The sequence below is a fragment of the Nisaea sp. genome (assembly GCF_040217065.1).
In the GTDB taxonomy this organism is placed as follows: domain Bacteria; phylum Pseudomonadota; class Alphaproteobacteria; order Thalassobaculales; family Thalassobaculaceae; genus Nisaea.
On the sequence record NZ_JAVJNX010000004.1, the window covers coordinates 211,559 to 229,388 of the forward strand.

Here is a 17,830-nt window from a genome sequence, read left to right on the forward strand (position 1 = left end):
ATGACAAGGAGGTGTAACAATCTTGCGCGAACGATCCAATTTGCTTTATTCTGCACTGCAATATCCGGCAAGGGAAACCTTCCGCTGCCGGTCACTCAATCGAACCAGGAGTCATCCGCCATGCGGCGCGTCAAGCTTGACCGTATCGACCGACGCATCCTTCGCGACCTGCAGGATAACGGGCGCATGACCAACGTGGACCTGGCCAACCGGGCCGGGATATCGGCCCCGCCCTGCCTGCGGCGCGTGCGCGCGCTCGAAGAAGCCGGCTTCATCCGCGGCTACCACGCGGACGTCAACCCGGAAGCGCTCGGCTACAAGGTCACGATCTTCGCCTTTGTCGGGCTGAACAGCCAGGCCGAGGACGATCTGGTCGCCTTCGAGGAGATGGTCGAGGACTGGCCCGAGGTGCGCGAGTGCCACATGCTGTCCGGGGAGACTGATTTCCTGCTGAAAGTGGTCGCCCGGGACTGGGACACCTTCCAGAAATTCCTGACCACCCGCCTCACCCCGGCACCGAACGTCTCGCACGTGAAAACCGCCCTCTCCTTCCGCACCCGCAAGCAATTGCCCGGCGTGCCTGTCGAGGTGGACGTCGAGGATGACGAGGACGACGACGTCGAGGAGTGAGCGCGAAGTGTCGCTCTGTTCGGTTTCTTTCAGAGTCGGCCCGTTTCGCGTTCACCGGCAGACAGGAGAGCATCCGGAATGCGCGTGCTGTTGCAGAGAGTGAGTGAAGCCGCCGTTCGGATTGACGGCGCCACTGTCGGTGAAATCGGCCCCGGCCTGCTGGCGCTGGTCTGCGCCGTCGAGGGCGACGGGCAGGCCGAGGCGGAGCGGCTGGCCGGCAAGACCGCGAAACTCAGGATCTTTGAAGACGATGCCGGAAAAATGAACCGCTCCGTCGCCGATATCGGCGGCAGCGTGCTGGTCGTCTCGCAATTCACCCTGGCCGCCGATACACGCAAGGGCAACCGGCCGAGCTTCATCGGCGCTGCCGCGCCGGAGCTGGCGGACGCCCTTGTCGAACATTTCGGCGCCTGCCTGAAAGCGGCGGGCCTGCCGGTTGAAACCGGGCGGTTCGGAGCAGACATGAAGGTTTCCCTGATCAATGACGGGCCGGTCACGATCTGGCTGGACAGCAGCGCATGATGACGTTCCGGACGATAGCAGCCCTTGCAGTCACCCTCCTGGTGGCCGCCTGCGCCGATCCGCCGCCGCCGAGCGGCGCCTTCCCGCCCAATCCGGAACCTGGAGATGCCGCGCCGGTCACCCTGGTCGACACCGTGCCGACAGGGCAGCGTTGCACAATTACCGGCGGCAAGAGCCCGCCGCTGACCCTGACCACGCCGCGCCTGGTCGCGCTGCATGAGTATGGCGACAATCCGGTCATCGACTGTTTCGGCGCCGGCTTCTTCCGGCAGCGCAGGGCCGCGCACCCCAACAAGAGCATGCGCCTATCGGAGCGCATGACGCTCCCGGGGGCGATCGATCCTGCATTCGCCCCCTATCCGGCCCGGGAGACAAAATCGGCGCCGGGCGACTTCCCGCCCTGGATCCGCCTGCGGCTGCACCGGGACAGCTTCAGCAGCATCGCCGAACGCGAACGGTACTACGCGGCCGAAGCGCAGTGGATTTCCGCCGCCTGGGACGCGATCGAGGCCCGTCTGAAACAGGACTGCCAGAGCCGCGTCACACAGACGCAGGGGCTTATCCTGCTGGACGCGCAATGCAAGAAGGCCTTCCGCACGCTGGCGGAGAGGCGGGCGGCGGACCGGGCCGCCGTCGAGATAAACCGGCGACAATCCACCATCCGATAAGACCGGGCCTTGCCATGGTTGCTGCAGCGCGGCACTCTCGGCCTTCGTCGGCCCTGCGAGAGAACGATCGCAGAACGTACAGGAGAAACGCGAATGAAAATCGGCATCGCTAAAGAGAGGCGACCATACGAGGCGCGCGTCGCCGCATCGCCGGATACGGTCAAGAAATATGTCGCCATGGGCTTCGATGTTTCCATCGAAAGCGGCGCGGGCCTGAGCGCGGCCATCACGGACGCGGCCTACGAGGCCGCGGGCGCGAAGATCGTGAAGACCGCGAAGGACGCGCTCGGCAGCGCGGATATCGTGCTCAAGGTCCGCAAGCCGATCGGCCCCGGCGCCGAGGTCGAGAAGGAAGCGGACGAGATCGCCCTGATGAAAAGCGGCGCGACCCTGATCTCTCTGATGGAAGCCTACAAGGACCGGGCGCTGATCGATGCGCTCGCGGCCAAGAAGATCACCACCTTCGCGCTGGAGATGGTGCCCCGGATCACCCGGGCGCAGAGCATGGACGTGCTCTCCAGCCAGGCCAACCTCGCCGGCTACAAGTCCGTGCTGGATGCCTGCAACGAGTTCGGCCGCGCCTTTCCGATGATGATGACCGCCGCCGGCACCGTGCCGCCGGCCCGGGTGCTCGTCATGGGCGCCGGTGTTGCCGGGCTGCAGGCCATCGCCACCGCCAAGCGTCTCGGCGCCGTGGTCTCCGCCACCGACGTCCGCCCCGCCTCGAAGGAACAAGTCGAAAGCCTCGGCGGCACCTTCGTCGCGGTCGAGGACGATGAGTTCAAGCAGGCGGAAACCGCGGGCGGTTATGCCAAGGAGATGAGCGACGGCTACAAGAAGAAGCAGGCCGAGCTGATCGCGGAAACCATCAAGAAACAGGACATCATCATCTGCACGGCGCTGATTCCCGGACGCCCGGCGCCGGTGCTCATCACCGAGGACATGGTGAAGACGATGAAGCCGGGCTCGGTGATCGTCGATCTCGCCGTCGAGCAGGGCGGCAATTGCCCGCTCTCCGAATTCGGCAAGGTCGTGCGCAAGCACGGCGTCGCCATTGTCGGCCATGCCAACGTGCCGAGCCGGATCGCCGTCGATGCCAGCGCGCTCTATGCCAAGAACGTGCTGAATTTCCTGACGCCACTCTACGATGCCGAGACCAAGAGCCTGAAGATCAATCTCGAGGACGAGATCGTGAAGGGCTCGCTGATCACCCAGGACGGCAAGGTCGTACACCCGGCCGTTCAGGCGGTCGCCGCGGAGAAAACAGCGGCAAAACCTGCAGTGAAACCACGCGCGGCCCGCAAGCCGGCAGCGTCGAAAACAACCTCTAAACCAGCAGCGAAAACCGCCAAGGCGCCCGCCAAACCGAAAGCCGCGACGGCAACTTCGGTGGCAGCGCCCGCGGCCGGTTCCGATAAAGAGGGGGATGCCTGATCATGGATGCCACCCAGATTGAACAGAAGGCGAAAGCCCTCGCCGAGCAGGCCGCGAGCCTGGCGGGCGAGATGGCGCAATTCGCGACGGATGCGGGCGGAGTCGCCAGCCAAGTAACAGAGGCCGCCCATTCCGGCCCCTACAGCTTCATCTCGCTTTTCACGGTCTTCATCCTAGCCTGCTTCGTCGGCTACTACGTCGTCTGGCGGGTCACACCGGCACTGCATTCGCCGCTGATGGGCGTGACCAACGCCATCTCCTCCGTGATCATCGTCGGCGCCCTGATCGCCGCCGGCCCGGCAGAGACGAACTTTTCCCAGATCATGGGCTTCTGTGCCGTGGTGCTGGCGTCGGTGAATATCTTCGGCGGCTTCATCGTCACGCAGCGCATGCTGTCCATGTTCAAGAAAAAGCGCTGAGGCGGGAGACACAGACATGACCGAGAATTTCTCAGCCGTCCTCTACCTGATCTCCAGCATCTGCTTCATCATGGCGCTGAAGGGCCTCAGCTCGCCGGACAGTGCCCGGCAGGGCAACATGTTCGGCATCGCCGGCATGGTGATCGCCATCCTGACCACCATCGCCATGCCGGAAGTGATGAGCTACGGCACCATCCTCGCCGGCATCGTCATCGGCGGCTCCATCGGTGCCTTCATCGCCCGCAAGATCGAGATGACGGCCCTGCCGCAGCTGGTCGCGGCCTTCCACAGCCTGGTCGGTCTCGCCGCCTGTTTCGTCGCGGCGGCCGCGTTCTTCCGGCCCGAGGCCTACGGTATCGGCACGCCCGGCAACATCGCCGTCGGCTCGCTGGTGGAAATGGCCGTCGGCCTCGCCATCGGCGCGGTGACCTTCACCGGCTCGATCATCGCCTTCGGCAAGCTGCAGGGCCTGCTGTCCGGCGCACCGGTCACCTTCTCCGGCCAGCACCCGCTGAACGCGGCGCTCGGCCTGCTGATGGTCGCGCTGGTCGTCTGGCTCTGCATCGACCAGAGCCCGGCCGCCTTCTGGGCCGTGTTCGTTCTCGCCCTGGTGCTGGGCATCCTGATCATCATCCCGATCGGCGGCGCCGACATGCCGGTCGTGATCTCGATGCTGAACTCCTATTCCGGCTGGGCCGCCTGCGGCATCGGCTTCACCCTCGGCAACTCGCTGCTGATCATCACGGGGGCGCTGGTCGGCTCCTCCGGCGCGATCCTCAGCTACATCATGTGCAAGGGGATGAACCGCTCCTTCTTCAGCGTCATCCTGGGCGGCTTCGGCGGCGACAGCGACGCAGCGGCGGCGATGGGCGGTCCCGGCGGCGACAAGTCGGTGAAATCCGGCAGCGCCGACGACGCGGCCTTCATCATGGAGAACGCCTCCTCCGTCGTCATCGTGCCGGGCTACGGCATGGCGGTGGCGCAGGCCCAGCATGCCCTGCGGGAGCTGGGCGATCTCCTGAAGGCGAAAGGCGTGAAAGTGCGCTACGCCATCCACCCGGTCGCCGGCCGCATGCCGGGGCACATGAACGTGCTGCTGGCGGAAGCCAACGTGCCCTATGAAGACGTGCTGGAACTGGAAGAGATCAACCGCGATTTCTCCCAGACCGACGTCGCCTTCGTGATCGGCGCGAACGACGTCACCAACCCGGCGGCGAAGAGCGATCCGGCCAGCCCGATCTACGGCATGCCGATCCTCGACGTCGAGAACGCCAAGACCGTGCTCTTCGTCAAACGCGGCATGTCTTCGGGCTATGCCGGGGTCGAGAACGAGCTGTTCTTCCGGGACAACACGATGATGCTGTTCTCCGATGCGAAGAAGATGTGCGAGGAGATCGTGCAGGCGCTCGACTGACGCGGGCCAAGACAACAAACCGAAAGGGGCGCCTTCTTCAGGCGCCCCTTTGCTTTTTCGGATCACGGCCAGATCATCACGCGTCCACGGAGCCGCACCAACCGGAAGACATCTGAATACTTCATACAAGTATCTGTCATCCGGCCAACCGTCATATCCAAGTATTTTAGGATAAATCCAAGTCAAATTAAGAGATTGCTAATTAGTCGCGACGTAAATTGCGCTGCTGAACAACCGGAGGCAGCGCCGATGAGTTATATGGTCGCGATCCGCAGAGCCGGTCTCTGGACGGTTTTGCTTTCTGCCCTGACCACGGCGGGAATGGCGCGAGCCGTGGAGATCGATCCAATTTCGCGTATGTCCCTCGAATATCTCATGAACATGGAGGTGACGACGGTCTCGAAACAGCCGGAGCGGATTCAGAAAGCCGCCGCCGCCGTTTCAGTGCTGACACGCGAGGAAATCCGCCGCTCCGGTGCCACCACCCTGCCGGACGCCCTTCGGCTGGTTCCCGGCGTCAATGTGGCGCGGATCAACGCCAATAGCTGGGCGGTCAGCATCCGCGGGTTCAACAGCCGTTTCGCCAACAAGTTGCTGGTCATGATCGACGGTCGCAGCATTTATTCGCCCTTGTTCTCCGGCGTGTTTTGGGACCGTTACAACGTTCCGATCAGCGATATCGACCGGATCGAGGTCGTACGCGGACCGGGTGGAACGCTCTGGGGCGCGAACGCGGTGAACGGCGTGATCAACATCATCACGCGCCACTCCAGTGAGACCCAGGGAACGCACGCGGAGCTCTCGGCTGGAACCGAGCGCCTCGGCGATACCTTCCTGAGCCAGGGCAGTGCCCTGAGCAAGGACGCGACTTACCGGCTTTCCGGCGATTTTTCCTCCTATTCCGCCTCCGACCTGCCCGATGGCAGCGATGCCGGTGACGACTGGTACAACGGACAGGCCAATCTGCGCGTGGACTGGACGCCGACAGGCATCGACGAACTGCTCATCGTGAGCGGAGTGAATCAGGTCACGGCGGCGGGCAAGCAGACCGCGCCGAGCTTGACCGCGCCATATTCCGAGACACGCGACGGCGAGATCGACCGGCAAGGGCTGTATCTGAACGGCAAATGGACGCGGCAGCTCAGCGCGACCTCGAATTTCTCCCTGCAGGGTTTTCTCGACTACCGCTACATGGATCTGGAGGCGCCCGATCTCAGCGAACGGCGCACCACCGCCGATGCCCACTTCCTGCACACTTCGCGCGTGGCCAGCGAGATCGACCTGACCTGGGGCGGCGGGTATCGCGCGATCATCTCTGATCTGGAAACGGAATACGAACTTGAGGTCGATCCTGAAGACGAGACCTATCATATCTACAATGCGTTCGCCCAAGCCTCCCGCGGGTTCTTCGACGATCAGATCGAACTGACCGTCGGCAGCAAGATTGAGTACCACTCGCAGTCGGGATCCGAGGTTCAACCCTCCGTCCGCGGTCTCTGGAACGTCACGCCGCGACATGCCCTCTGGGGCGCCATCTCGACCGCCGCCAGAACCCCCGGGATCGAGAGCAATGCAACGGTCCGGAACCTCATCGTCCCTCCCGGAACCACCAACAACCCGTCCGCACTGCCGCTGATCCCGAGCGTGCAGGGCAACCCCGAACTCGACGCGGAGAGGGTTACCGCATACGAGATCGGCTATCACGGACGTCTCCTCGATGAGCTGTCCGTCGACATTGCCGGATTCGTAAACGAATATGACAACCTGCTCCTGAGTTCCAGTGCGGGAGAGGTCGCCGTCCGCACAGCCTCCGGGATCGCCTATATCGACTCGCCTGCGGTGATCAACAATCAGGCCAAAGCACGGACCTTCGGCATGGAGCTCAGCGGTGTCTGGGAGCCGATCTCCTCCTGGCGTCTGCGGGCCAGCTATTCCTGGCTGCACGAGGATATCGAGGCGCCGAGCGGCGCCGAAGGGAACGCCCCGGAACATCAGGCCGTCCTGCAATCCTTCTACGACATCAACGAAGAATGGCGCTTCGACAGCGTGCTGCGGTTCGTCGATGAGCTGTCGAACGTCGGCGCGGATGCCTATGTCAATCTCGATGCACGCCTTTCCTGGCAACCGAAAGCCGGGCTCGAAATCGCACTCACCGGGCGCAACTTGATCCACTCGGGCTATCTCGAATATGGCGTCGAGCGCCCCGTCAGCCCGATTCCGCTGGCGTCCGAGACGGCTCGGTCCGTCATGCTCACGGTCGCAGCGAAATTCTAGAGGCTATGGCCGCAGCACCTTCACCTGCACGCTGCCGGCACGGCGCGGCGCGAAAGCTTCTCAGGCGCGGGCTGACGCTGCTCGCGCTCGCGCTCGCGCTCGCGATGCCCCCCCTGCATGGACTGGCGGACCCGTCGCGCGATGATGCGATCAAGGCAGGCTTTCTGTTCAATTTCGCGGAGTTCGCCGACTGGCCGAACAAGCGACCGCGCCCGACCGACATCGCGTTCTGTATCGAGGCCGGCACAATCCCGCGCGAGGCCTTCGGGAAGTTCTCCAGCGTGCAGATCGGCGAGCGTCAGATCTCAACAACGATTGCGGCCGCGACGGATTTCCTGGACATCCGGACTGTCTGTGACCTGATTTTCCTGCGCTCTACCGAACCCGATCTGCCGAGACTGCTCTCACTGGCGGAACAGCGTCACGTTCTACTGGTCTCGGACCGTGCCGGGTTCGCGGCAAGCGGCGGTCATATCGAGCTCTACCTCTCGCAAGGCAAGTATCGTTTCCGCGTCAATCTCGCGACCATGAGACGAAGCGGCATCGAACTCAGCTCCAAGGTCTTGCGCTTGGCCGAGATCGTTTCCCCGGACGGAGGCACCTGATGCGCCCGGTCAAACGCCCCATCCGGAGCAGGTTGGTTCATTTTGCGACCCTGATCAGTGTCGTCGCGATCCTCCTGGTGACCGCGATCAACGCTCTGTACGCTTATCAGTCCCGTCTCGGAGCGCTGGAAGACGAGCTCCGGGCGATCGGCGCGATTCTCAGCGCCAACCTGCAGGCTCCGCTCGCCTTCGCGGATCGGGACGCGGCCATGGAAACCCTGTCGTCGGCAAAGATGCTCGGCTTGGTCGACGGGGCGCAGCTGCTGGACGCCGCCGGTACACCGGTCACGGCCTTCGGTCAGGTCGGCGTCGCGAACGGCTGGCCGGCGACCGGCATGGCGGAAACGCCGGATCACCTGCTCCTTGCATTGCGGATCGACAGGGAAGGCCGCCATCTCGGCACCTTGAGGCTGGCGGCCGATCTCGGCGTTCTCGATTCTTCCGTGCGCAGCATCGTGCTGCTGAGCGCCCTCGTTCTCGTCGCCGCCACGATCGTCTCCTGGCTAATGGCACGCCTGCTCGGCAATGCCCTCTCCCGCCCCATCGAGCACCTGGCGGCGACCATGGAGAAGGTCACCACGGAACATGACTACAATCACCGGGCGCACCGCACCTCAGACGACGAGACGGGCACATTGATTGACGGCTTCAATAACATGCTCGACACCATCGCGAGGACCCACCGCGATCTCGCGGATGCGCGCGACCGGGCCGAAGACGCCAACCGTTCGAAGTCGCATTTCCTCGCCACCATGAGCCATGAGCTCAGGACGCCGCTGAATGCCATCATGGGGTTCTCGGAAGTCATACGCGACCGGGTTCTCGGCGACGAACCGGAGCGTTATTCGGATTACTCCGCCGACGTCTACAACAGCGCGTCCTACCTGCTGTCGCTGATCAACGATCTCCTCGATATGGCCCGTCTTGACAGCCACACCTATCAGATCCATCCGGAAGAGCTGCCGAGCGCGCCTTGGGTGGAGGGATGCCTCAGGATGATTCGGTCGCAGGCCGAGGCCAAATCGGTGGCGCTGGTCGCGCATTTCAGCAACCCGGGCGTCATACTGACCGCCGATATCCGAGGATTGCGCCAGGTCCTGCTCAACGTGCTTGGAAACGCCGTCAAGTTCACCCCGCCAGAAGGACGGATCGAGCTGCGCGAGAGCATGACCGCCGACGGCTCCTACAGAATTAGCGTCAAGGACAATGGGCCGGGCATTCCGGAAGCGGATCTGGACCGCGTGCTTGAGCCTTTCGAGCAGGCCACCTCCAGCATTTCGCGCGAACACGGAGGAACCGGCCTTGGGCTCTCGATCAGCGCCGGCATTATGACGCTGCACGGCGGATCTTTGACGCTGGAGAGCGAATACGGCAAGGGCACCACAGCGGTCATCACCGTCCCGGCGGACCGGGTGAGCGCAAGCCAGCCGCCCCTCCTCACCATGCCCTGAATCGCTTTCGGGACAGCCCGGGATTCTCCCGGCGGCCGGCGGGTCAGTTTGCGGAACAGCACTGAGTGCACGGATCCGAGCCGTTGCCAGCGCCTGACGTCACCGCCGAGCAACATCTTGCCTCAATAATTCTTGCCGACTTCGTCCCGGGCACAGTCAGGATCCCGGAATCATGGCCGCTGCGGCCATGGACGGCCCGGTGGCGACATCGCCGTCAGGCCCGGCAGCGCCGACATGGCCTTCTTGATCGACGCGAACGATGCCACCAACCGGTAGAAAAAACGATCCGGCCAGCCCGATCTGCTGCATGCCGATCCTCGACGTGGAGACCGTCAAGGCGGTGCCCGTCCTCAAACGCGCTATGTCGTCAGGTTATGCCGGGGTCGAAAACGAGCTGTTCTTCCTGGACAACACGATGATGCTGTTCTGCAACGCCAAGAAGATGTGCGAGGAAATCGTGCAGGCGCTCGACTGAGCCGGAACTAAAAGACCTGATCGAAAAAGAGCGCTCCGGCGCTCTTTCTTATTCGGGTTTCAGCCCATATGCGCAAAGTCCGAGCGGGACACGACGCAGTCCTTCGGTAACAGGATACGGATCGTGGTCCCGGCGTCGAGTTCGCTCTCCACCTCGATGCGACCACCATGGCCGGAGACAATTCGGTCGACGATGAAAAGTCCAAGACCGAAGCCGTCGGTCTTGCGCACATAATCGCCCGTCGTCTGATGGAACGGCTCGAAGATGGCAGAGCGCTCGTCCTCCGGAATGCCGAAGCCATTGTCCGTGACCTCGATGACGACCTCCCGGTCCGTCGTCTGACGGACGAAGACACCGATCTCGCCGCTTTCATCGGTGAACTTGAACGCATTGGTGAGAAGATTGACGAAGACCTGACGCATCAGACTTCGGTCGGCATGGATATGGCTGACGGACGAGTCGACCTCGACGGTCAGAATCCGTGGCGACTTGGCGATCAGCCCTCCCATCACCGCCTTGCACTCGTCGAGCAGCGCACCGATGTCGAAGATTTCCGGCTTCATCTCGCTCTCGCCGCTCTCCATACATGAGATGTCCAGGATCGAATCGATCAGTTCGAGCAGCAGGGTCCCGCTGTAATTGATGCTCTCGATATACTCCACATAGCGCTGGTTTCCGATCGCCCCGAAGACCTGGGAGCGTATCAGATCGGAAAAGCCGAGAATCGCATTCAGTGGCGTGCGCAGCTCGTGGCTCACATTGGCGAGGAACTGGGACTTCGCCTGGTTGGCCCTGTTGGCCTCGCCCAGTGCCACGGTCTTGGCATCTTCGGCGGCCTTGCGTTCGGAGATGTCGCGGAACGTGATCACATGCACGCGGCGGTCGTTCCGCCGGCGCTCGATACGCCGCTTGCTCGGGGCAAGCCGCAGCGTGCTGATGACCATTTCCGTATCGATCGGCGGCCCGTCCGGCTGCGGGATGCTGACATCGAACGGCTCACCGGTCAGGTCGGCCTGGATCCGTCCCCAGATCTCCCGGAACAGCTCCGGCGTCAGGATCTCCCCGATCGGCCGGCCGAGCATCTTGGTCCCGTCGACGCCAATGATCCGCGCTGCCGTCGCATTGACGCTCTCAATGCGGCCGAGACTGTCCGACATGACGATGCCGTCGAAACTGTCATCGACGACCCGACGCATCAACTCGCGCCGGTACGTCCCGGACATACGCTGGCGGAACAGCCGAATGGCCTGCTCGTGCAGAGTCCGCACGAGGTCGACCAGCCACCAGCCGGCGAGCGCCAGCAGCCAGCCGGCGATGTTGAGGACCAGGATCGATGTGGCCTGCACGGCGACGGCAAGCCCGAGGATGCCCAATCCGGAAACGGCGGCCAGCAGGATAGAGACCTGCCACCTGCGGCGCATGATCTGCACGCCGAGCGGCAACAGCAGCAGGAGCCCCGCGGCGGTGACAAGACCGGTGCTGGACTGCAGGGCACGGCCCTTGATCAGACTTTCGGTGGCAATCGCCTGGACGTAGACCCCCGGCAAGTAGCCGTAACGCGGTACCGGCAGGTGATCGCCCAGCTCAATCGCGGCGGCTCCGACCATGACGCGGCGGCCGGCAATCCGGGCCGGGTCGAATGCGTCTTCAAGCACGGCGCGCATCGACAGATGCGGAATGCTTTCATAGGAAATCCCGTAATCGATCATGAAGCGGTCGCTTGTGACCTGCCCCTCGGCCACGAGCATCGCCAGGGAGGGCCGCTTGGTCTCTCCGTGCAGCGCAAAAGCATCGTGATTCCAGATCAGCGAGTCGGCTTCCGGCGTCACATTCACACCGCCGTAGCTCCCGGTCCCCTCGGCGAATTGCAGAGCCTGGCGATCAACCGTCGCCGCATCATCGCCACGCCGGGCCCGCTGCTCGAAATACGGCAAGATCACACGCCCGTTGCTGCCGGCAATCGCGGCCTTGAGCAAGGCGTCATCCTCCGCCGTGGAGCGTGCGCTGAAATCGATGTCGAGGGCGATTGTCCGGGCCCCGGCCGCGTCGAGCCGGGTGATCAGATCGGCGAACACTTGGCGGGGGAAAGGCCAGGTGCCCACAAAGCCGATCGTGTCGGGATCGATTTCAACAACGACCACCTCGCCGCTTGCCGGTTCGGACAGCAAGCGGAACCGCTGCTCCACGAGCGTCCGGTCCAGCGGTGCGAGCAAGCCAAAAAAATCAAGGACGAGCACGAGCACCGGGACGAGCAGGATCAGGGGCACATCGCCGCGGCGAGCGAAAAGATACCCCAGGCCTGGAATCGATAGGGTCGATCTGGCCACTGTTTCTCGCACCCTCTCCCCGTCCCCGCAGGTTTATCGCGCGGTGGACCTAACTCTTCTTACCGTTGCCATTACCGCCGGCATTGCCGTTACCGCCGCTGTCGGCATTGCTGTTGCCACCGCTGTCGGCATTGCCGTTACCGCCGCTGTCAGCATTGCCGTTACCGCCGGCATTGCTGTTGCCACCGGCATTACCGTTGCCGTTACCGCCGGCATTGCTGTTGCCACCGGCATTACCGTTGCCGTTACCGCCGGCATTGCTGTTGCCACCGGCATTACCGTTGCCGTTACCGCCGGCATTGCCGTTGCCACCGGCATTACCGTTGCCGTTACCGCCGGCATTGCCGTTGCCACCGGCATTACCGTTGCCGTTACCGCCGGCATTGCCGTTGCCGTTACCGACCGTGGCGCTTGCAAGCGCCCCCCGGGTCGCTGCACGGTTGCCGGACTTGGCAGTCGCGGACCTGTCGGAGACACGTGCGGTCTCGACCGGCGCCCGGGAAGAGACACCCGAATTGCCGGAAGACGCCTTGTTGCCGAGGCCATTCGCGCTTCGGCTGTCATTGCTGGCCTTTTTCTGCTGGCCCGGCGCCGAGGCGCTGCGCACCAGTCCGTTCGTGGCTTTCGCAAAATCGATTTTTACAAGACCGACGGCCCTGGCTATCGAGAGTCCCTTGCCGCTTGCCGCGGCATCATCGACGCCGGCGATCGACGCCGATTGCGTGACAGCAGACTGGGTGGACGCAGAGGATGCCGCTGCCGTTGTGGTTTCCAGACTTGCCGCGGCAGGCGTGCCGTCAGGCTCCGTCCCGCCGGTCTCCGATTCGCCGCTGTCGCTCGCGGCACTGGCCGTCCCGGTGCCGTTATCCACCGGCGAATTGTCAAGCTGCAGACCGCCGCCAGGTGACGTCCGGGCGGTCTGCCCCGGTTTCACGACCACATTTGCGCCGGTCGCGCCGTCGGTCACCTGCACCGCCCCCTCGACGACATGCACGAGGCCGCTGCCGTCACGCACGTTGACCGTGAAGGAGGTGCCTTTCACCACGGCCGCAAGATACGGGGTCACAACCTCGAAATGCGGCGCCAGCTTCTTTTCCACCTTGAAAAGCGCGGTGCCGAGAGACTGGATGATACGCGTGCCCCAGCTCGGGTCCTGCTCAGGGATACCGAGCTCGGTATTCGGTCCGATGACGATCGAGTTCTCGCCGCGAGTCAGGATGATTCTTCCGGTATCGCCGGTGCGGATGACGCTGCGCTCGCTCACCGTGGCATCGGTCGAGACCGGAAGGATCCTGCCGCCTTCTTCAGCGAGGGTGACGTTTCCGGACATCTCGAGCACGCGCCAGACGGCGCGTTCCTGCGCCCATGATGGCACCGGGGTGATCATCACTGCTGAAACAAGTAATACAAAGACAAGGCCACCGAAGGCACGAGGCGTACCATTGGTCATCTGCTACTCCATTCGCGGATCTTCTCCGCCGCAGGCTGGTTTTTTACCAACCCCTAGTTACCTGTCAAAATCGACTACAAACTCAAGATCATTTAACGAATATTTTTATTGAATTGTTAATAAAGTATATTTATCAATAAGTTATGGATAAGTTCCTACGCGCAACCAAGAGCGACTACAACCATATTTTCGGGCGACAAGTTAATATCCGCATGTTTTTTATGGCCTTAATGAAAGCATCTTGGAAATTGAATCTGCTTTCTTTTTCGGCATCCGCCCGGAGAGGAACCGGAGGCTCAAACCTTAACAAAGGCCAAGTAATTCGGTTTTTTTCCATAATGAGCGGCATAATATTGTATGCTTCTGCTCTTTCATCACCTGTCAAAGCCCAGCAATCCACGGCAACGGACGCGTCACCGGATGCCCAGATCGAGGAACGCGTGCCCCGGAATGTCGGCAGACCGGCCGCACGGCCGGCAACGCCGGGGGCGCCGGATGCGGCGCGGGATCAGCCGGACGACGCACAGACCTTCCTGCTCGCCGCCGTGCTGCTCGACGGCAATACCGTGTTCCGGAAGACGGACCTGGCCCCCTATTACGAAGACGTCCTGGCGCGCCTCGTGACCACGGCGGACCTGCAGGCCGCCGCCGCACGGATCACCAGGCATTATCAGGACAGGGGCTACTTCCTCACCCAGGCCTATCTGCCGCCGCAGGACCTGGCCGCAGGGATCGCCACGATCCGGATCGCGGAAGGATATGTCGCGCGGGTGGACTTCCTCGGCGACGGCAAGCCGGAAGGATATGTCGCGCGCCTGGCCGCGGCGATCGACGAATTCCGCCCCCTGAAGCGGAGCGATCTGGAACGGGTTCTGCTGCTGATCGGGGATTCCTTCGGACAGATCGTGGAGAGCGCCGAGATGGCGGAGATCGATCCGCTGGAGGGGCGCTACGCCCTGCAGCTCACCCTGCGCGACAAGCCGGAAAGCGGCGTTCTGGTCTATGACAACCGCGGCACCACGGCATCCGGCACGGAGCAGCTCTGGGCCTCGATCTCCAGCAACCGCTTCATCGGCCCCGACACCCAGGCACGGGTCGGGATTTTCACGGTGCCGGCCCAGCCCCAGGAATTGCGATATGGCGAGATCGAGATCAGCCGCCTGGTCGGTGATGCCGGCACGACGCTCGGCGTCCTGGCTTCCGCCAGCGAGAGCGATGCGGGCGGCATCGACTCGATCGACGGTGTCGAGGGCGACAGTGCGCGCTTCGTGATCAAGGCCTCCCACCCGCTGATCCGGTCGATGGAGCAAAGCCTCTGGCTGAATCTATCGGCGGATGCGCGCAGCGTTTCCGAAGACGACACCGCCGGCCCGAACTTCAAGGACCAGCTGCGGGTGCTGCGCGGCGGCCTTTATATGTACCTGGCGGATGGTTTCGGCGGCCAGAACCAGCTCTGGGGCGAAGTCTCGGGTGGCCTGGATACCTTCGGCGCCTCGGACGAGGGCGATCTCCGGTCCCGGCTCGGCGCGGATGCCCAGTTTGCCAAGGCGCGCTTTACAATGACGCGCCAGCAGGAGATCACCAGAGAAATCGGGGTCCGCGCCCATTTGGCCGGCCAGTATGCGAGCGACGAACTGCTGTCATCGGAAGAGTTCAGCCTCGGCGGCTCCTCCATCGGCCGGGCCTACGATTTCAGCGAGATCTCGGGCGAGCACGGAATCGGCGGCAGTATCGAACTGCAATATGGCGACGATCTGCGCGACGCGTATTTCACCTGGTTCCAGGCCTTCGGTTTCTACGATGTCGGCATGGTGTGGAACGAAGGCGCATTCGAACTGCAGCGCGAAAGCCTCGCATCTACCGGTCTGGGCCTGCGTCTCGATCTGACTGACAGTATCCGGCTGCAGATCGAATATGCCCGCGCGCTCACACGGCCCGCCAACGACGACGGCGACACCTTGCAGCGGGTGTTCTTCGAACTCAGCAAGAATTTTTGACGAGGCTCGATCTAGAGTTTCGGCGGTTCTTTCTGACGCAGAGTGGAAACCCTACAGGCGCTCGACTGACGCGAACTGCAACGAGAATTCAGAGAATTCGGGGCGCTAAAGCGCTCCATTTCATTTTTCCTAAAAGCTGTCTGGCATCCCCCGTCGCCATTTGGTAATCACCTTCGATTGCTTTTGGGGGTTCCATGAATAGAAAAATACTGGTTACCGGCGTCTGCTGGCTGTTGGGCGCGTGTGTAACGACACCGACCGAGCCGCCTCCACCGATAAATCTGACATCAGGCTACGGCGCGATGGCCATGAACGTAGCTGTCGATCAGGCCGCAGCGAAGAACTACTATATTTTCAACGTCGCACAATTCGATCCGGGCACCCGCCGCGTCATCATGGAAGGCGACAGCCCGAAATATAAGGCGACCTTCCGCCAGAGCTTCAGTCTTCAGGATGCAGGCTTCGGGTTCTGGAAGAGCAAGTTGCCCGAAGGCCACTACGCCATCACCAACATCAAGGCGAAATTTGCCACCGGCTTGGGTTCCGGACATGTGCCCTATGGCACCGACCCGCTGGCCCTCCTGCTGGTTGGCCTGACCGTCATCGCCATCTCCGAGGCGACGGTGGACGAGCTCTCCTTCATCAACGAGTCCGGTCTGCTGATGGCGGATGCTCCGACCTTCAAGATCGAAAGCGGCCGCGTGAGCTATCTCGGCAAGATCCGGGTCACAACGGACACGAAAAGTGCCGATTTCCCTGAATATGACAAGGAAGGTCAATGGGACGGCGTCAGCATGATCACCAGGACGCAGTCCCGGTACATGGCGGACTACCGCTACGACGAGCTGGAGCTGAAACCTTACGAGGGAGAGCTCAATCTCTCGACTTACCCGTTGCTGCCGCAGCCGCTGGAGGTCTTCAAGACACGTCGTTTCGTCCTCGAAGACTATGGCGACCAGGAAGCAATTCAACGCTCGGTACAGCGCAAGCAGATCACGGCTGAAATCAATGCACCCGCGCCCCCGGTGCCGGGCACGCTGAATGGCAAGAGCCGGTCGGAGCTTCAGCGCCTCTATCTCGACGGCGCTCTCTCCGCAAGCCAGTACGAGTCCGCGCTGAAAGCGGCAAATCAGTAGCACTGCGAAAAACACGACAAGGAAGCCTAATGCAACGGACCATTCTGATGACTGCCCTCGGGCTGCTTGTTTCCGCCTGCCAGACGACCTACACACCGCCGCCGCCGATCCAGATCGCCCCGGGCAAGGGCTTGGCCGCGCTCAATCTCTGCGTTGAGCCGACGGTCAAGGACTATTCCTTCTCCGTTTCGCTCGCGCCCTTGGCGGCGGACGGACGACATATCGCCGACGCACCTGCCTCCGGGAGACAAACAGAGACGATCAGTTTCGAGAGCGAGTTCCGCCGCCAGTCAAAGCAGCGCTTCGAACGGGTCTGCCGACTCTGGGATGTAGAACTCGAGCCAGGACGCTACACGGTGTCGGAATTCAGCGGTCAGTACGCCGTTTCCGGTACCGACGTCGCTGTCGATCCGCTGTTCATGCTGATCATAAAGCTCGGCGCGGCCGCCGTCTCCGGGGCGAATAAGACCGTCGTCACCTTCACCGGAAGCGACGGCGCTCTCGCGCCCGATGCCCCGGTTTTCGAGGTGAGCGAGTCCGGCGTTGCCTATCTCGGCGAGATGGTCTTCAAGGCCAATACGCGTGTGCGGGACGTCCCCGTGCGAGAGGCGAACGGTTATTGGGACGGCCAGTCAACGGACAGGATCACCGAGCTTCAGATCGTCGCGGACTATGCCGAACCGGGCAGCGAGATCAAGCAGCACGCGGAGCGGCTCAGCCTCGGAACCTACAGCAGCGATCCGATTGCACTCTCCGGAATGACCGGAAAGACCTTCCTGCTGGAGGACTTTCCCGAGATCAAGCCGGAGGACCAGCAGTAGCCGACCGGCGCTCGACTGAGCGGGCCGAAAAGACCTGATAGGAGAAGAGCACTTCGGTGCTCTTTTTCCCGTTCTATGTCAGAGGGCTTATTTTCCGTCCGTAGCCTTCAATGGCCCGGCCATTTTCCGCCACAATATCACTATCCACCGCCCGAGCCGTTGCCAGCGCCTGACTTCACCACCGAGTAACATAGTGCCTCCCAGAGC

The 17,830-nt window shown here is 62.6% G+C and carries 13 protein-coding genes and 2 pseudogenes; 13 read left to right on the forward strand and 2 right to left on the reverse strand.

Going from position 1 to position 17,830, the window contains the following annotated elements:
* Positions 1-120: 120 nt before the first annotated feature.
* The 10 genes and pseudogenes from RH950_RS02490 to RH950_RS02535 form a co-directional block, all read left to right on the forward strand.
* Positions 121-630 (forward strand): Lrp/AsnC family transcriptional regulator, encoded by a 510-nt coding sequence (locus tag RH950_RS02490; RefSeq protein ID WP_350053368.1) that lies wholly within the window; start codon positions 121-123, stop codon positions 628-630.
* Positions 631-708: 78 nt separating this feature from the next.
* Positions 709-1,152 (forward strand): D-aminoacyl-tRNA deacylase, encoded by a 444-nt coding sequence (dtd, locus tag RH950_RS02495; RefSeq protein WP_350053370.1) that lies wholly within the window; start codon positions 709-711, stop codon positions 1,150-1,152.
* Positions 1,149-1,820: a hypothetical protein gene (locus RH950_RS02500; protein WP_350053372.1), complete on the forward strand. Its 672-nt coding sequence runs from the start codon at positions 1,149-1,151 to the stop codon at positions 1,818-1,820. The genes dtd and RH950_RS02500 overlap by 4 nt, the downstream gene beginning before the upstream one ends.
* A gap of 93 nt (positions 1,821-1,913) precedes the next feature.
* A pseudogene (locus tag RH950_RS02505) lies at positions 1,914-3,152 on the forward strand (Re/Si-specific NAD(P)(+) transhydrogenase subunit alpha); the annotation flags it as partial.
* A 104-nt stretch (positions 3,153-3,256) separates the two neighbouring features.
* Positions 3,257-3,673, forward strand: a complete 417-nt coding sequence (locus RH950_RS02510; RefSeq protein ID WP_028466515.1) for an NAD(P) transhydrogenase subunit alpha part 2 — start codon at positions 3,257-3,259, stop codon at positions 3,671-3,673.
* A 16-nt stretch (positions 3,674-3,689) separates the two neighbouring features.
* Complete coding sequence (locus RH950_RS02515) at positions 3,690-5,087, forward strand: NAD(P)(+) transhydrogenase (Re/Si-specific) subunit beta (protein WP_350053376.1); 1,398 nt, start codon at positions 3,690-3,692, stop codon at positions 5,085-5,087.
* Between the two features lie 249 nt (positions 5,088-5,336).
* Positions 5,337-7,361, forward strand: a complete 2,025-nt coding sequence (locus tag RH950_RS02520) for a TonB-dependent receptor plug domain-containing protein (RefSeq protein ID WP_350053378.1) — start codon at positions 5,337-5,339, stop codon at positions 7,359-7,361.
* 5 nt (positions 7,362-7,366) lie between these two features.
* The gene (locus RH950_RS02525; RefSeq protein WP_350053380.1) at positions 7,367-7,966 is read left to right on the forward strand and encodes a YfiR family protein; all 600 of its coding nucleotides are present in this window, start codon (positions 7,367-7,369) and stop codon (positions 7,964-7,966) included.
* Positions 7,966-9,417 carry an ATP-binding protein gene (locus RH950_RS02530; RefSeq protein WP_350053382.1) on the forward strand — a complete coding sequence of 484 codons (1,452 nt, stop codon included), beginning with the start codon at positions 7,966-7,968 and terminating at the stop codon, positions 9,415-9,417. The genes RH950_RS02525 and RH950_RS02530 overlap by 1 nt, the downstream gene beginning before the upstream one ends.
* 225 nt (positions 9,418-9,642) lie before the next feature.
* Positions 9,643-9,892, forward strand: a pseudogene (locus tag RH950_RS02535) (NAD(P)(+) transhydrogenase (Re/Si-specific) subunit beta); the annotation flags it as partial.
* Positions 9,893-9,951: 59 nt separating this feature from the next.
* Here the strand turns inward: RH950_RS02535 and RH950_RS02540 are convergent.
* Both RH950_RS02540 and RH950_RS02545 read right to left on the reverse strand, forming a co-directional pair.
* On the reverse strand, positions 9,952-12,219 hold the full coding sequence (locus RH950_RS02540; protein WP_350053384.1) for a CHASE2 domain-containing protein: 2,268 nt from the start codon (positions 12,217-12,219) through the stop codon (positions 9,952-9,954).
* Positions 12,220-12,268: 49 nt separating this feature from the next.
* Positions 12,269-13,669: a FecR domain-containing protein gene (locus tag RH950_RS02545; protein WP_350053386.1), complete on the reverse strand. Its 1,401-nt coding sequence runs from the start codon at positions 13,667-13,669 to the stop codon at positions 12,269-12,271.
* Positions 13,670-14,022: 353 nt separating this feature from the next.
* On the opposite strand from RH950_RS02545, the gene RH950_RS02550 reads away from it, so the two are divergent.
* The 3 genes from RH950_RS02550 to RH950_RS02560 all read left to right on the forward strand — a co-directional run bounded on the left by RH950_RS02550 (position 14,023) and on the right by RH950_RS02560 (position 17,623).
* The gene (locus tag RH950_RS02550) at positions 14,023-15,666 is read left to right on the forward strand and encodes a ShlB/FhaC/HecB family hemolysin secretion/activation protein (RefSeq protein WP_350053388.1); all 1,644 of its coding nucleotides are present in this window, start codon (positions 14,023-14,025) and stop codon (positions 15,664-15,666) included.
* 302 nt (positions 15,667-15,968) lie between these two features.
* Positions 15,969-16,802, forward strand: coding sequence for a hypothetical protein (locus tag RH950_RS02555; protein ID WP_350053390.1), 834 nt, complete (start codon positions 15,969-15,971; stop codon positions 16,800-16,802).
* Between the two features lie 29 nt (positions 16,803-16,831).
* Positions 16,832-17,623, forward strand: coding sequence for a hypothetical protein (locus tag RH950_RS02560; protein WP_350053392.1), 792 nt, complete (start codon positions 16,832-16,834; stop codon positions 17,621-17,623).
* Positions 17,624-17,830 lie beyond the last annotated feature (207 nt).

Bases quoted from the DNA above. Each gene is read 5' to 3' on its own strand.
- RH950_RS02490 (WP_350053368.1), top strand. From the start codon at position 121: ATGCGGCGCGTCAAGCTTGACCGTATCGACCGACGCATCCTTCGCGAC.
- dtd (WP_350053370.1), top strand. From the start codon at position 709: ATGCGCGTGCTGTTGCAGAGAGTGAGTGAAGCCGCCGTTCGGATTGAC.
- RH950_RS02500 (WP_350053372.1), top strand. From the start codon at position 1,149: ATGATGACGTTCCGGACGATAGCAGCCCTTGCAGTCACCCTCCTGGTG.
- RH950_RS02510 (WP_028466515.1), top strand. From the start codon at position 3,257: ATGGATGCCACCCAGATTGAACAGAAGGCGAAAGCCCTCGCCGAGCAG.
- RH950_RS02515 (WP_350053376.1), top strand. From the start codon at position 3,690: ATGACCGAGAATTTCTCAGCCGTCCTCTACCTGATCTCCAGCATCTGC.
- RH950_RS02520 (WP_350053378.1), top strand. From the start codon at position 5,337: ATGAGTTATATGGTCGCGATCCGCAGAGCCGGTCTCTGGACGGTTTTG.
- RH950_RS02525 (WP_350053380.1), top strand. From the start codon at position 7,367: ATGGCCGCAGCACCTTCACCTGCACGCTGCCGGCACGGCGCGGCGCGA.
- RH950_RS02530 (WP_350053382.1), top strand. From the start codon at position 7,966: ATGCGCCCGGTCAAACGCCCCATCCGGAGCAGGTTGGTTCATTTTGCG.
- RH950_RS02545 (WP_350053386.1), bottom strand. From the start codon at position 13,669: ATGACCAATGGTACGCCTCGTGCCTTCGGTGGCCTTGTCTTTGTATTA.
- RH950_RS02555 (WP_350053390.1), top strand. From the start codon at position 15,969: ATGGCCATGAACGTAGCTGTCGATCAGGCCGCAGCGAAGAACTACTAT.
- RH950_RS02560 (WP_350053392.1), top strand. From the start codon at position 16,832: ATGCAACGGACCATTCTGATGACTGCCCTCGGGCTGCTTGTTTCCGCC.